This is a genomic window from Paenibacillus jilunlii (assembly GCF_900102965.1).
GTDB classification, from domain to species: Bacteria; Bacillota; Bacilli; order Paenibacillales; family Paenibacillaceae; genus Paenibacillus_AQ; species Paenibacillus_AQ jilunlii.
The window spans coordinates 215,098-228,086 of sequence record NZ_FNGM01000011.1 but is presented as its reverse complement, the minus strand read 5'-3'; the positions used below and the strand labels follow the sequence as shown (position 1 = coordinate 228,086).

At 53.8% G+C, this 12,989-nt stretch carries 13 protein-coding genes; 9 read left to right on the top strand and 4 right to left on the bottom strand.

Going from position 1 to position 12,989, the window contains the following annotated elements; translation table 11 throughout:
• The first annotated feature begins 162 nt into the window (after window positions 1-162).
• From wecB to BLQ82_RS19405, 8 genes are read left to right on the top strand one after another with little or no spacing between them, the layout of a single operon-like run.
• A complete protein-coding gene (gene wecB, locus BLQ82_RS19440) occupies window positions 163-1,257 on the top strand; it encodes a non-hydrolyzing UDP-N-acetylglucosamine 2-epimerase (RefSeq protein WP_062523417.1) in 1,095 nt (364 codons plus the stop codon).
• Window positions 1,247-2,233: a polysaccharide biosynthesis protein gene (locus BLQ82_RS19435; protein WP_062523416.1), complete on the top strand. Its 987-nt coding sequence runs from the start codon at window positions 1,247-1,249 to the stop codon at window positions 2,231-2,233. The genes wecB and BLQ82_RS19435 overlap by 11 nt, the downstream gene beginning before the upstream one ends.
• A complete protein-coding gene (locus tag BLQ82_RS19430) occupies window positions 2,230-3,069 on the top strand; it encodes a dTDP-4-dehydrorhamnose reductase family protein (protein ID WP_062523415.1) in 840 nt (279 codons plus the stop codon). Before BLQ82_RS19435 ends, BLQ82_RS19430 begins: the two co-directional genes overlap by 4 nt.
• Window positions 3,066-4,067, top strand: a complete 1,002-nt coding sequence (locus tag BLQ82_RS19425) for an SDR family oxidoreductase (RefSeq protein ID WP_062523414.1) — start codon at window positions 3,066-3,068, stop codon at window positions 4,065-4,067. The genes BLQ82_RS19430 and BLQ82_RS19425 overlap by 4 nt, the downstream gene beginning before the upstream one ends.
• Window positions 4,064-4,780 (top strand): glycosyltransferase, encoded by a 717-nt coding sequence (locus BLQ82_RS19420; RefSeq protein WP_062523413.1) that lies wholly within the window; start codon window positions 4,064-4,066, stop codon window positions 4,778-4,780. Before BLQ82_RS19425 ends, BLQ82_RS19420 begins: the two co-directional genes overlap by 4 nt.
• Window positions 4,781-4,814: 34 nt before the next feature.
• The gene (locus tag BLQ82_RS19415) at window positions 4,815-5,390 is read left to right on the top strand and encodes a class I SAM-dependent methyltransferase (protein WP_062523412.1); all 576 of its coding nucleotides are present in this window, start codon (window positions 4,815-4,817) and stop codon (window positions 5,388-5,390) included.
• Window positions 5,391-5,418: 28 nt separating this feature from the next.
• Window positions 5,419-6,141, top strand: a complete 723-nt coding sequence (locus tag BLQ82_RS19410) for a glycosyltransferase family 2 protein (protein WP_062523411.1) — start codon at window positions 5,419-5,421, stop codon at window positions 6,139-6,141.
• On the top strand, window positions 6,138-7,175 hold the full coding sequence (locus BLQ82_RS19405; RefSeq protein ID WP_062523410.1) for a glycosyltransferase family 4 protein: 1,038 nt from the start codon (window positions 6,138-6,140) through the stop codon (window positions 7,173-7,175). The genes BLQ82_RS19410 and BLQ82_RS19405 overlap by 4 nt, the downstream gene beginning before the upstream one ends.
• 71 nt (window positions 7,176-7,246) lie before the next feature.
• On the opposite strand, the gene BLQ82_RS19400 is transcribed toward BLQ82_RS19405, so the two are convergent.
• Entirely contained in the window at window positions 7,247-8,323 is a 1,077-nt protein-coding gene (locus tag BLQ82_RS19400; RefSeq protein WP_062523409.1) for a glycosyltransferase family 4 protein, read from the bottom strand.
• A 204-nt stretch (window positions 8,324-8,527) separates the two neighbouring features.
• On the opposite strand from BLQ82_RS19400, the gene BLQ82_RS19395 reads away from it, so the two are divergent.
• Window positions 8,528-9,559, top strand: a complete 1,032-nt coding sequence (locus tag BLQ82_RS19395) for a YhcN/YlaJ family sporulation lipoprotein (RefSeq protein WP_074648420.1) — start codon at window positions 8,528-8,530, stop codon at window positions 9,557-9,559.
• An 83-nt stretch (window positions 9,560-9,642) separates the two neighbouring features.
• Here BLQ82_RS19395 and nagA read toward each other — a convergent pair whose 3' ends face one another.
• The 3 genes from nagA to BLQ82_RS19380 are packed head-to-tail and all read right to left on the bottom strand — an operon-like array spanning window position 9,643 to window position 12,439.
• A complete protein-coding gene (gene nagA / locus BLQ82_RS19390) occupies window positions 9,643-10,845 on the bottom strand; it encodes an N-acetylglucosamine-6-phosphate deacetylase (protein WP_062523407.1) in 1,203 nt (400 codons plus the stop codon).
• Window positions 10,833-11,561, bottom strand: a complete 729-nt coding sequence (gene nagB, locus BLQ82_RS19385; protein WP_062523436.1) for a glucosamine-6-phosphate deaminase — start codon at window positions 11,559-11,561, stop codon at window positions 10,833-10,835. Before nagB ends, nagA begins: the two co-directional genes overlap by 13 nt.
• Complete coding sequence (locus BLQ82_RS19380; RefSeq protein WP_062523406.1) at window positions 11,561-12,439, bottom strand: MurR/RpiR family transcriptional regulator; 879 nt, start codon at window positions 12,437-12,439, stop codon at window positions 11,561-11,563. The genes nagB and BLQ82_RS19380 overlap by 1 nt, the downstream gene beginning before the upstream one ends.
• Between the last annotated feature and the right edge of the window lie 550 nt (window positions 12,440-12,989).

The following is a 12,989-nucleotide window of genomic DNA, read 5'->3' as shown; positions in this document are numbered from 1 at the left end:
CCGCACACGCACCAGCCGCACCTAACAACGGCAGAAATGCCGTAGAATCGGGCCGCCAGCGCCAGTCGCATCCGAAGACCGGCCAACCCGGGCGCGCGGTGGCTTAACACCAGCCCGCTGCACAATCCTGCGGCAGGCCAACATCCAAAGGGGAGTGAACCCATGAAGATCATGACGATTTTGGGCACACGGCCCGAGATCATCCGCCTAAGTGTCATTATTCCGCTGCTTGATGAGCATGCGGAGCAGCATGTGCTGGTGCATACGGGACAGAACTTCACCGCCAGCCTCAGCGGGATTTTCTTCGCCGAGCTGGGGCTGAGGGCACCGGATTATGTGCTTCAGGATAAGCAGGCCGGGCTTGGCGGGCAGCTTGCCGCCATGTTCGGGAGCCTGGAGAGCATTCTGCTCCAAGAGCGGCCGGACCGGATCCTGCTCCTGGGGGATACGAACAGCGCGCTGTGCGCTATCCTTGCCGAGCGGATGGGCATACCTGTGGTGCATATGGAAGCGGGAAACCGCTGCTACGATTTGAAAGTGCCGGAGGAGAAAAACCGCCGTGTCATAGACGCTGTTTCCACCATAAATATGCCCTATACCCAGCAGAGCAAGCGGCATCTGCTCAGCGAAGGATTCCCCAGCCAGCGCATTGTTTTGACCGGGAATCCGATTCATGAAGTGATTAAGCATTATAACCGGCAGATTGGGGCCAGCGATATTCTGGACCGGCTGAATCTCTCGGCAGGACAGTACTTTCTGGTTACAGCCCACCGGGCAGAAAATGTGGATGATCCCGAATCGCTCCTGCAGATTATGTCCGGGCTGAATCTGGTGGCAGAGCATTTTGGCCTTCGCCTGATCTGCAGCATCCATCCCCGTACCCGTTCCAGGCTGGCGGAGCAATTCAAGCTTGAAATGAACCCGCTGGTGGAGTTTCATGAGCCTTTTGGATTTTTTGATTTTGTTCATTTGGAGCAGTATGCCCTGTGCGCGATCACCGACAGCGGAACCGTTCAGGAGGAATGCTGCCTGATGGGAGTGCCGACAGTAACCATCCGCCGGACCACAGAACGCCCGGAAACGGTGGACTGCGGAAGCAATGTAGTTTCCGGAGTGGAGCAGGAGAGCATATTGCGCTGTACCCGGCTGATGACGTCACTGAGTCCCGAATGGGAGGCGCCGGAAGGCTATTTGACCCCGGATGTCTCTGTTAAGGTAGTCAAATTTTTGCTTGGAGGGAACCTGCATGTTCAATAATAAAAGGATTTTGGTTACAGGCGGAACCGGTTCCTGGGGGCATGAACTCATCCGGCAGCTTCTGCCGCAGAACCCGAAAGAGATTGTCATATTCTCCCGCAGCGAGTCTGCTCAAGTGGCCATGAGCCGCGAATATGAGGACTCCCGCCTCAGCTTCATCATTGGCGATATCCGTGACAAGGATGCTTTGGTGGCGGCTTGCCGGGGCATCGATTATGTCTTTCATCTGGCGGCCCTCAAGCATGTTCCGGTCTGCGAAGACCAGCCGTATGAAGCGCTCAAGACCAACGTGGTCGGCACCCAGAACGTCATTGAGGCGGCCATTGCCAGCAATGTGGAAAAAGCCATTTACATCTCTACCGACAAAGCTGCCAATCCCTCTAATTTCTATGGGATGACCAAAGCGATCGGGGAAAAGCTGTTCGTCTACGCCAACCTGCTGGGCTCCCAAACCCGGTTCGTGACGGTGCGCGGCGGCAATGTGCTGGGAACGAACGGCAGTGTGGTCCATCTGTTCATGAAGCAGATCAAGGATAAGGGGCAGGTGCGGATTACGGATATGAAAATGACCCGCTTCTTCTTCACCCTGCGCGATGCCATCACCCTGCTGTTCAAGGCCTCCGAAGTCAGCCTCGGTGGTGAAATCTTTGTAATGACCATGCCAACCTGCCGGATCGTGGATCTCGCCGAAGTGCTGATTGAGGCTTCCGGCAGACGGGATGTAAGCATTATTGAAGCGGGTATCCGCCCTGGCGAAAAAATCCATGAGATTCTGATGAGTGATTTCGAAAGCCAGACGACGGTTGTCTACGATGAGCAGTATCTGGTCATTCTGCCCACACTGGATATGCCTGAACTCAAAGCCCGTTACAGCAAATATCCGCATGTTTCCTTCAACAGCTTCAGCTCTGAGAACAACCTGATGGACCAGGAGGAGATCAAGGACATCCTGATCCGGGGAGGGTTCCTAGAGTGAAGCTCCTTATCCTCGGCGGAAACGGTATGGCGGGTCATATGCTGGCGGATTATTTCCGCCGTCAAGGCGAGCATCACGTCTTCCATACAACCCGGGATAAGAGTGATCTTGGCGGGCTGTATATAGATGCTGATGATATTGCCGGAGTTGAAAAGCTGGTTGAAATTGTCTCTCCCCACTGCATCATTAATGCGCTGGGGGTACTGAATCAATTTGCCGAGCGTGACCGGATCGGCGCCTACCATGTGAACGGGTTCCTGCCCCACCGGCTCCGCCGCGCGGCGGACGGTGTTCGTGCCCGGCTCATCCATATCAGTACCGACTGCGTGTTCGAAGGAACACGCGGCGGTTATACAGAAGACGATACGCCTGACGGCACATCTGTATATGCGATCACCAAAAGTCTTGGAGAAGTGCGGGAGCCCGGGCACCTGACGATCCGGACCTCTATCATTGGGCCGGAAATCCGCCCTTCGGGCATCGGACTGATGGAATGGTTCCTGGCCCAGCGGGGGCCGGTATCCGGATACCGGCGGGTGATGTGGAACGGGGTAACTACACTGGAGCTGGCCAAAGCTATAGATGCCTTGCTGGAACCGGAGATCTCCGGGCTGATTCATCTGGCTCATCCGCAGCCGGTCAGCAAATATGAGCTGCTCCGGCACATGCAGGCAGCCTTTAATAAAGAGGATGTGGAAATTATTCCTGAGTCTGCGCATATTCAGGACCGCACACTAATCAGCACGAGAGCGGATGTTCAGGTGCAGCTGCCCCCGTACCCAGTGATGCTGGCAGAGCTGGCCGCCTGGATGAAGCAGCCGGCGATGTCGACATGAAGGCGCGGAGAATTCTGATTACCGGAGCTTCCGGCTTTACCGGAAGGCATGCCGTGTCTTACTTTCATGCAGCAGGAGCGGAAGTGACTGCTGTGGTGCGGAGCGCTGCAGCAGCTTCCGGCATTTTTCCCGCAGGTGTGAAGCAGCAGATCTGTGATTTGAGCGACCGCCGGGCGGTAAAGTCCATGATTGAGGAGGTACAGCCGGAAGAAGTGCTGCACCTCGCCGGCAAAAACTCAGTCCCGGAGTCCTGGCAGGACCCGCTGCTCTATATGGAAACGAACGTTATGTCTACGCTCTACTTGCTTGAAGGATTGCGCATCCGGCCGGCCCGCCGTATCCTGGTGGCCGGCTCCCGGCTTAAGTTCAAGCCGGGCCTGGCGGGAGGGCCGCCTCATCCGTACAGTCTGAGCAAAACCCTGGAGGAACTGGTATCTCTGGCCTGGTGCACATTGTTCAAGCAGCCGGTGCTGCTTGCGGAACCGTGCAATCTGATCGGGCCTGGCCCGTCTACCGGATTCTGTTCCTTGCTGGCACAGCATATTGTGCGCAGTGAGGCCGCTGCAGGCACTTCTGAAACGCTTCCGCCGTTTCGGCTTTCCTCACGGTTTGCCCTCAGGGACTTTCTTGATGTGCGGGATGCGGTCAGAGCCTATGACTGTATTCTGCGCAGTGGAGAGCCGGGGAAGATCTACCGTATTGATTCCGGCACCCAGCGGGGACTTGGCGCGGTTGCCGGGCAATTGCTGGCATATGCCGCTGTTCCGGTGGCGATGGATTGGGGGCCGGAGGATGCGGCAATGGAACAGGAAGCTGCTCCATCCGCAGCTGCCGTTCCAGCGGTGTCGTCCAGCGCATTAGTTAATCAAGAAGAATTATCCGCATCCCCCGAGGACAATGCCGCCAGTCTCGGCTGGAGCCCGCTGATCGAGCTGTCCCGTTCACTTGCGGATATTGTGGACTATTACCGGGCAAGCAGAGAAGGAGGTGCTTCATGAAACCGAGAGTATCCGTGGTGATTCCTTTTTACAATTGCCCTTATATTGAGCAGGCGCTGCAAAGCGCCTTGAACCAATCCTGGCAGCCCCATGAAATCATCGTTGTCGACGACGGCTCCACCATGCACACAGACCGGATTACGCCCTATCTTCCGCACATCCACTACCTGGGCAAGGCGAATGGAGGTACCGCCTCTGCACTGAATCACGGGATCCGTCATGCTTCAGGCGACTATATTGCCTGGCTCAGCTCGGATGATATGTTCTACCGCGATAAGATTAACAATCAAGTGCTGTTCATGGATCAGAACCGCCTGCTGATTACCTACACCAACTTCAATTATATTAATGGAAGCACACAGCTGACCGAGCTGAATGCGGCTGCTGTATTTCCAAGCCATCTTGACTATTTGCGCTGTTTTTTGCAGGGCAATCCGATTAATGGCTGCACCGTAATGTTCAAGCGGGAGCTGTTCGGGGCCATTGGGCTTTTCGATGAGTCGCTGCCCTATACCCATGATTATGACCTGTGGTTCCGGGCGATTCTGAACGGATATCCGCCTGTAATGCTGAATCAGTCCCTGACTGCCTACCGGCGGCATGACGGAATGGGGACGCTCAAGCATTATGATGTCATCATGGCTGAGGCTGCGGCAACCAATGCCCGTTACAGCCCTATGCTCCGCAGTCTCATTGCCTCTATGGGCGGCTGAGCAGCAATCTGGTAGTGGTGGGAGGCTAGAATCTATGTACCGGGAAATTAAAGTAAAGGACTTCCTTCCGGTTCTGCTGGAGCATCTGAAATTCGCAGAAACTATACTCGATGTGGGCAGCGGAACCGGTACGTTGCTTGAGCGCTATGAGGCATCGGTTGTGATTGGCCTGGATATTCACCGGCCCTATCTGCTGCACCGCAAGTATACTGCCCCCCATATCATTCCGGTGCATGCCGATGCGGGCCACATCGATAAGCTGTTTCTGCCGGGCACCTTCTCGGCGGTGACTCTGATTGACTCTTTGGAGCATTTCACCATGAGCGAGGGCAAGGAGCTTTTGCGGAAAGCAGAGGCCATCGCGGCGGGCCGCGTGGTTGTTTTTACCCCACGCGGTTTTTTTCCCCAAGAAGGAACGGATCATTACCATCTGCAAGGAGAGTACTATCAAAAACACCGGAGCGGCTGGGAACCGGAAGATTTTTTGGAGCTGGGATATGCTGTAACTGTGCTGAGAGGCTATCATCACGCCGAGAATCCTTCCTTCCAGGAAGCGTTCGGACCGAACCATGCGCCACTGGACGCCTTGCTGGCCTGCAAAATCTTATAACTAATCTATCCGGGAAGGAGGTGAGCGCATGAACTATGGAACCAGGGTTTCGGTGATTATCCCTTTTTACAATTGTTCATACGTGCATCTTGCCATCGAAAGCGTGCTTGCGCAGAGCTACCCGGATATAGAGATTATCGTTGTAGACGACGGGTCGACCCTTCACACGGAGAAGCTCGAGCCTTATGGCGGGCGTATCAAAGTGCTCCGCAAAACAAACGGCGGCACTGCTTCAGCCCTCAACCTGGGGATCTCTTCGGCCAGCGGGGCATATTTTGCCTGGTTAAGCGCCGATGACTGTTTCCATCCCGATAAAATCGGCCGGCAAATCGCAGTTATGCATGCTACACATACCTCCTTTAATCATACGGCTTATTACTATATCAATGAGCTGGGAGAGCGTTTTTCCGGAAGGATCAGTCTGCCATTCCACAGCAAAGTTGAGCTGATCGAGACCCTGATGACAGGCTGTCCGGTCAATGGAAGCTCTGTGATGCTGGATATGAATGTTTTCAAGAAGGTCGGGCTGTTCAATGAGAAATTGCTGTATACCCAGGACTATGATCTATGGCTGCGTATTTTGGCTCATTATGACTGGTCCTATATTGAAGATCCGCTGCTGGATTACCGGGTGCATCAGGAAATGGGCTCCATTATCCATAGTGAGGCGCAGAAGCGGGAGATTAAGCAAGTACAGGAAATGCATTACAAGTCGCTTGTACGGCTGCTCCGAAAGGAGAGAGGAAGATGAGAATAACCTTCCCTATTCTGACGTTGACCAGAGGGGGCGCGCAGAGGATGCTGGCCGAGCTGGCTAACCGTCTTGCGGATGTAGGGCATGAAGTGACCGTTCTGATGCCCTCCCATGGCATTGTGGAATACCCGATGCAGTGTCCGGTTATTTTTGCTGGCGATACCCGGATTTCGGAGGATGATTTCCCGGCGGGCGATGTCATTGTTTCCAACTACTTCACGACTGTTCCTGTATCGCAGCGCGCCAGCGAACAAGGCAAGGGGATACACATCCGGCTCGCACTCTGCTATGAGCCCACGTTCCTGCCAGACAACAATCTGTCGTTTGCTTCCTATCATCTTTCACCGAATTTGCTGGTACTCTCCCGCTGGCAGCAGGATATCGTCCGCATTAATCATGGAATCAAAGGCAGAATTGTGCCGGTTGGCCTCAGCTCTGACTTTTATAATATGCATATCCGCGAAGCAAACAGAAAGCTTATAGTATCTGCCATTGTCCGGAAGCCGGAAGGCGGGTTTTCGGGGCATCGGGAACAGGAGTATCTGCTGCAGCAGCTGGATATGATTAAAGGGCAGCAGCCGGAGGCCGAAATCTGTCTTATCACTCCACCGCGTGAATATGCGGAATCTCCATGGCTGCAGTCTCTTTTTGAAGACGGGCATTACCGTCTGCGCACTCCCTTGAGTGATGAAGAACTTTGTTACCACTATAATGAAAGTGATATTTTTGTCAGCTCCAGCACCTATGACAGTGGTTCACTCCCTGGTCTTGAAGCGATGCGCTGCGGGGCGGCACTCGTCACGGTCTATTCCGGGGGCAATCTTGAATACTGTGTCCATGGCGTCAACTGTCTGATGTCGTACCGGCATGAAAACCGGCTGGCCGAAGACGTTGTAACGCTCATCCGGAATAAGGAGCAGCGTGAACGGCTGGCCATTAATGGAGCAGCCGGGTCACTGCGGTTTACCTGGGAGAAAAGTTATAACATTTTTCAGGCGGAGCTGTATGATATTGTATCCAGGCAGGGTTGAAACAGCACTCCATCCAGCCCAAAGAACCTTCAAATCCACGTGGCCGTGTGGGATTGAGGGTTCTTTTGTATTTAAAAGATGGCGAAGGAGTTCATCATTTCCCGAAAGGACTGGGCGTATTTCTCGGAACCAAAACTGGAGACCATATGAAGACGGCCCTGCTCGCGGATGGAGTTTCGAAGCGGCAGATTATCCATAAGCTCCAGCCCTTCATTGACGGCGGCTTCTACATTGCCCAGCGGATAGAATTTTCCGGTCACATTATGGATGATGAAAGACCGCACCCCGTCGGAATCCGTGCTCAGCACCGGGCAGGTACAGCAGACAGCCTCGGCAACCGCATACCCAAAGCCTTCGGTGATTGAGGAAGATAGCAGGAATCCCCCTGAAGCGGCTATGGAGGAGTAATACACCGGCATCAGATGATTGGGAATATTGGTAAACACATTCAGCCGGTCATGCAATTCCAGGGCATGGAGCTCGTCATGGAACAGCTGCTTCTGTTCGACGGTTGCAAGGTTCGGATCATGAAACATCCAGAGATGCAGATCGGGCTTGCTGCGGCGGATTAAATAGGCAATTTTGAGGTATTCGCTCCAATTCTTATTCGTCTCCAGGCGCCCCACCCAGGCGATAACCGGATCACATGGTGCTTTTCCGGGAATGTGCCGGAAGGACTGGACATCCACAATATTGGGAATAACATACCGCTGCAGCCACGGGCAGATCGAAATGAACAACTCCAGCAGGTGATCTGTGGGCGGTATCAATACAGCATTACAGTATGAACGTAAAAAAGGCACTGCCTCCGTGATCAGAAGCCTCGCATCCGTGCGTGTTCCCAGGCCTTGGGATTCGTAGATCAGAATTCGGCTGTACCCCAGACGGCGCAGGCGCTCCAGCAGCAGATAATCCGAGGTAACAATAATGGCATCATAGTTATGGGTGTCCAGCACCGCTTTGATATCTGCATCCGTGGGGGCGATAAATACAGGGAAGTTTGCCGGGCTCTGACTGATTGACCCCGACATCAAATACAGCACATGACACTCGATGCCGCTTCGCAGCAGACTTTCGCACCGCAGCTTGTTCAATGTCTCGACTCCGCCGCTGGGCACATAAAATGTAAACAAAACCTTCAAGGTCATCCCTCCTGACTTTACCTTGCGGAGAAACACTGGCACCCTTTGCAGAAGCAGGGCCTGCTGTTTATAAGATACGCCGGACGTCCCTTACAGGTGACGATGAAAGGGCGGTATGCCAAATCCTTTCAGGATAGCCTGGCCGGATGGGGGCCATCCTAATTCATGTTAAGCTGCAACAACTAATAATTAGAGATGGAGGATGAATTCATGTTGCGATCGAAGATCAGCATGACAGTTTCGGCTGCGCTCCTGTTGAGCATGGTAAGCATTACAGGCTGCGGTACTAATAACACGGCAAGCGATAATAATGTTCATACCAAAAATGTGCGCGGGGCCCAAACCGGACGGCTGGGGGTTAACTCCACACAGGGGGTGAGAGACAATGCCTTCGATAAAATGGAAGTCAGCGAGGAGCTGGCCAGCCGGATTGCAGCCATGCCGGAGGTCCGCTCGGCGAATGTGGTAGTGGCAGGCAAAAGTGCATATGTTGCCGTTGTTTTGGATGAGGCCTCAGGCGGGGTTCATGCCAAGAGCAATGGAAATACCTCGCGTATTAACAGTTACAACGGCACGGGTGGCCCATCGGGAATGGTGGCCGGCAGCGGAAGAACTTTGGGACGCACAACTACAGGAATCACCGGTATGGACGACACGCGGGGTTCTAGAAACGGCGTGCTTGGAATGACAGGGGTAGGCGGTTCGATGACTGGTATACCGGGAAGCTTGTCCACCGGAAGAGGGACTGTGGGTGGAACCGGCATAGCTAATCCGGGGGCCTTTACAGGTAATGGGGGCAACGGAATTATGTCCGGAAGCAATGGAGGCAACGGAGTCATAACCGGAAGCAACATGACTGACGGCCGGGTCATGAAGCGGGATATCGACAGAAGTATGGGAACGGCGGCAGGAACACGCACCATCACCCCGTTCAGCACGAATGGCACGAATGGTATGAACGGCATGAATGGCACTAATGGAATGGGCAACGGCATGAATGCGAATGGCATGAACACCCTTGCCAATGATACCGTAACCCGGGACATGAAGGACAAAATTGCCGCCGAGGTCAAAAAGTACGATAAAAACATTAATAATGTCTATGTATCCGCCAATCCGGATTTCGTGGACCGGGCTAACTTTTACGCCCAGGAATTCCGTGCAGGCCATCCGTTAAAAGGCTTTGCGAGAGAATTCGGCACAATGGTGGAACGCATCTTCCCGACCCGCAGCGGATATTGATCTTCATCCAAATTATAAGTACTAATAGGCAAAAAACAGCCCCCTCCGGCATCTGACACCGGGTGCGGGGCTGTCTTGATGAATCAGGGCATTTGCGTTTCAGCCATTTTACGTCCGTTTATCCAGACTTCATGCAGGTTCAGCTCATTGTCCAGCAGCAGGATATCGCCGCGTTTACCGGCTTCCAAAGTCCCGATGGACCGCTCAAGGCCGAGGGACTCAGCGGGTGTCAGGCTGGCGGCTCTGGAGGCTTCCTCCATAGTCAGGCCGACCTCCTGAACCAGATAGCGGAACCCCCGGATCATGGTCAGCGTGCTGCCCGCGAGGGCTTCCGGATTCTCCTTGAGTCTGGCGACACCGTCACGGACCAGAACGGGAAGATCTCCGATGGTATATTCGCCGTCACTGAGGCCGGTCGCCGACATGGCATCTGTGATCAGCAGCAGATTGCCTTCCTTCTTGAGGCGGGAGAGCACAGAGATGGCTGCCGGATGCACATGAATCCCGTCGGCAATAATCTCCGCACGGATGCGCTCATCGAACAGAATGGCGCCCGCGGCTCCGGGCTTGCGGTGATGGAGCGGAGTCATCGCATTGAACATATGCACAGCCTGATTCAGTCCGGCATCGGCGGCGGCGATAACCTCTTCAAAGGAAGCGTTCGTATGTCCAAGCGCTGCGGTGATCCCGTGCTTCCGGAGCCAGGTGATGGCCGTAAGCGCCCCTTCTCCTTCCGGAGCGATGGTTACCTGCCGGATTAATCCCGGATACAAGGTTTCCCACTGCTCCAGCCATTCAATATTGGCGGGAACAATATGCTCAGGGTTCTGCGCTCCTGACCACTTGGGACTGATAAACGGGCCTTCCAGATGAACGCCTGCCAGCTGGGCAAAGGGCATCGGGGCGCTACGGAAGTCGTGAACCTCTGAGAGCACCCGGTCAATATCCTTTTTATCCGCTGTCATGGTGGTGGCCAGCATGGTAGTCGTACCCTGCGAAGCATGATACCGGGTGATCTTCTTCAGAGCCTCTGCATCTGCATACATGAAATCACAGCCGTCTCCGCCATGCACATGCACATCAACAAATCCCGGAATCAACAGGCTGCCGCGGGTTTTGTCGTTTCCTGCGGGCCACCCGGCATAAGCTTCCGGCAGCCAAGCGGCTTCCCCGGCATAATGAATGGCCTCTTCCGATACAGCAATCACGCCCTCCTGGATGATGCCTGCAGGAGTCAGCACTTTTCCATACAGCAGTTGACCTGTGGTGATTGTTATTTCAGCCATTTTGCCGCACCTTCATCGAGCAGTACAACGACATTGGGATGGCTCTGGAGCAGGGAAGCCGGACACTGTGTCGTGATGGGTCCCTCCAGCGCATTTTTTACCGCTTCCGCTTTCTCTTCGCCGCGCACCAGCAGAACAATTTGCCGCGCCTTGAGGATACTGCCAATCCCCATGGTCACCGCCTGCCGGGGAACATCTTCCCGGCTGTCGAAGAAGCGGGCATTGGCTTCCAGTGTCTCCGGCAGCAGGTCAACAACATGCGTGCCGCTGGTGAGGCTGGCATCCGGCTCATTGAAGCCGATATGGCCGTTGCTGCCGATCCCCAGAATTTGCAGATCCACCGGACCGCCTTCCTCCAGCAGCTTATCATAGGCAAGGCATTCCGCTTCAAGATCAGCGGCGTTGCCGTTCGGAACATGGGTTTTGGCTAGATCGATATCAATGTGATTGAACAGGTGTTCATTCATGAAGCTGCGGTAGCTCTGCGGGTGATCCACAGGCAATCCAACGTATTCATCCAGATTGTAGGACGACGCCTTGGCGAAGCTGACGATGCCTTTGGCATGCATTTCCACCAGCTTGGCATAGACGCCAACCGGCGAGCTTCCGGTAGCAAGGCCCAGCACAGCTTTGGGATTGCTCTGCAGCAGGCTGACAATCAGATTGGCTCCGGTTTGCGCGAAATCCTCATCGCTTTTAAATTTCAAAATATTCATTACGATTGACCTCCCCGTTTGTGACGGTAATGTTGGACATTCAAATAAGACTGCTCCAGCTTGGGAATGAAATCCCCAAACCGTGTGCTGACCATTCCGGTGAACAAAATATCGATGATATGCAGTTGGGCGATCCGTGAAGCCATGTCGCCCCGCCGCATCCCCTGCTCAAGAGAGGAAGAGAACAACGGGATGTCGGCCAGAGTAGCCAGTGAACTGCTGCCGTAAGAGGTGAGCGAGATCGTAGCCGCCCCGCTCGCGGCGGCACAGCTTAAGGCGTCAATCGTTTCCGGCGTTTCCCCGGAATAAGAGACTGCGAACGCCACATCACCTTCCTGGAGCGAAGAAGCGGACGTAATCTGCATATGGGAATCAGCAAAAGCGGTACAGTTCACGCCAATGCGGATCAGCTTCTGATAGAAATCCTGGGCCACGATTGAAGAGGTAGCCATCCCGTACATATCCACCCGCCGGGCCCGGCATAATACATCAATAGCGCTCTGCAGCCGTTCAAGGTCAAGGAGGGAAGTGGTATCGCGGATGGAAGCCAGATGATTGGCCTGCATCGCTTCCACAATCACCGAAAGCGGATTGCCTGCGACAATATCCTGATAAGAGGACCCGCTGCCTTCAGGAGAGCCATCACTGTGGGCAATCTCCGCCGCCAGCTTGACCTTGAAATCCGGAAATCCTTTGAAATGCAGAACCTTACAGAACCTTGTAATCGTAGCAGGGCTGATACCGCATTGTTCTGCCAGCTCTGTGATGCCCATATGGACTATTTCTCCGGGAGAGGCCAGAATCCGTTCCGCCAGCTTGCGCTCCATCTGTGACAGCTTGGATTTCCCGTGCTCCAAAGCATACAGAATAGGAGACATCGCTCCACCTTCTTTTCTTTAGCGTAATGAAATTATTTTTATTATTTTAAACTAATATAGGAAAATTATTTTCATGAATAGAATAAGGCAAAACCCCTAAGGTTGCAAGAGGGATTTTGACTTGCTATTTAGCCATCCATTTAGGGTACAGATATTCAAGCGCTCGGGCTGTCCTTATCTGCTTAGTAAAGTGGTCTTTTGAACCCGTTTTTAACCGGAATACAGCGCTGATGTCCGCCAGAACAGCAAAAAACCTCCATGGACCGCAGGCAGCGGATTTGTTGTCCGCAAACTGCTGGCTCCATGGAGGGAAGGATATGAGAAGAGGATTCTGAAAAGTTCAACTTCTATAAACACTAGAGGTGTGATCAACGCTGTGGAATCCTGCACGCACGTTTTGATGACAAACCCGTTCCCGGGTTAGCTGTATTTACTGCAGTTAAAGGGACCTGCAAACCCATAATTCTTGCGTTAAATGTATTCTGTGCAGCTAAAAATAGCTAAAGCCCCTCGTTTACGGAATCGCTGCTAATCTAACTGTACCAAGTGC

What these genes read in the sequence shown, in the direction of transcription:
- BLQ82_RS19395 (WP_074648420.1), top strand. Translation starts at nt 8,528, where the DNA reads ATGTTGCGATCGAAGATCAGCATGACAGTTTCGGCTGCGCTCCTGTTG.
- BLQ82_RS19425 (WP_062523414.1), top strand. Translation starts at nt 3,066, where the DNA reads ATGAAGGCGCGGAGAATTCTGATTACCGGAGCTTCCGGCTTTACCGGA.
- BLQ82_RS19415 (WP_062523412.1), top strand. Translation starts at nt 4,815, where the DNA reads ATGTACCGGGAAATTAAAGTAAAGGACTTCCTTCCGGTTCTGCTGGAG.
- nagB (WP_062523436.1), bottom strand. Translation starts at nt 11,561, where the DNA reads ATGAATATTTTGAAATTTAAAAGCGATGAGGATTTCGCGCAAACCGGA.
- BLQ82_RS19410 (WP_062523411.1), top strand. Translation starts at nt 5,419, where the DNA reads ATGAACTATGGAACCAGGGTTTCGGTGATTATCCCTTTTTACAATTGT.
- BLQ82_RS19435 (WP_062523416.1), top strand. Translation starts at nt 1,247, where the DNA reads ATGTTCAATAATAAAAGGATTTTGGTTACAGGCGGAACCGGTTCCTGG.
- nagA (WP_062523407.1), bottom strand. Translation starts at nt 10,845, where the DNA reads ATGGCTGAAATAACAATCACCACAGGTCAACTGCTGTATGGAAAAGTG.
- wecB (WP_062523417.1), top strand. Translation starts at nt 163, where the DNA reads ATGAAGATCATGACGATTTTGGGCACACGGCCCGAGATCATCCGCCTA.
- BLQ82_RS19420 (WP_062523413.1), top strand. Translation starts at nt 4,064, where the DNA reads ATGAAACCGAGAGTATCCGTGGTGATTCCTTTTTACAATTGCCCTTAT.
- BLQ82_RS19400 (WP_062523409.1), bottom strand. Translation starts at nt 8,323, where the DNA reads ATGACCTTGAAGGTTTTGTTTACATTTTATGTGCCCAGCGGCGGAGTC.
- BLQ82_RS19405 (WP_062523410.1), top strand. Translation starts at nt 6,138, where the DNA reads ATGAGAATAACCTTCCCTATTCTGACGTTGACCAGAGGGGGCGCGCAG.
- BLQ82_RS19380 (WP_062523406.1), bottom strand. Translation starts at nt 12,439, where the DNA reads ATGTCTCCTATTCTGTATGCTTTGGAGCACGGGAAATCCAAGCTGTCA.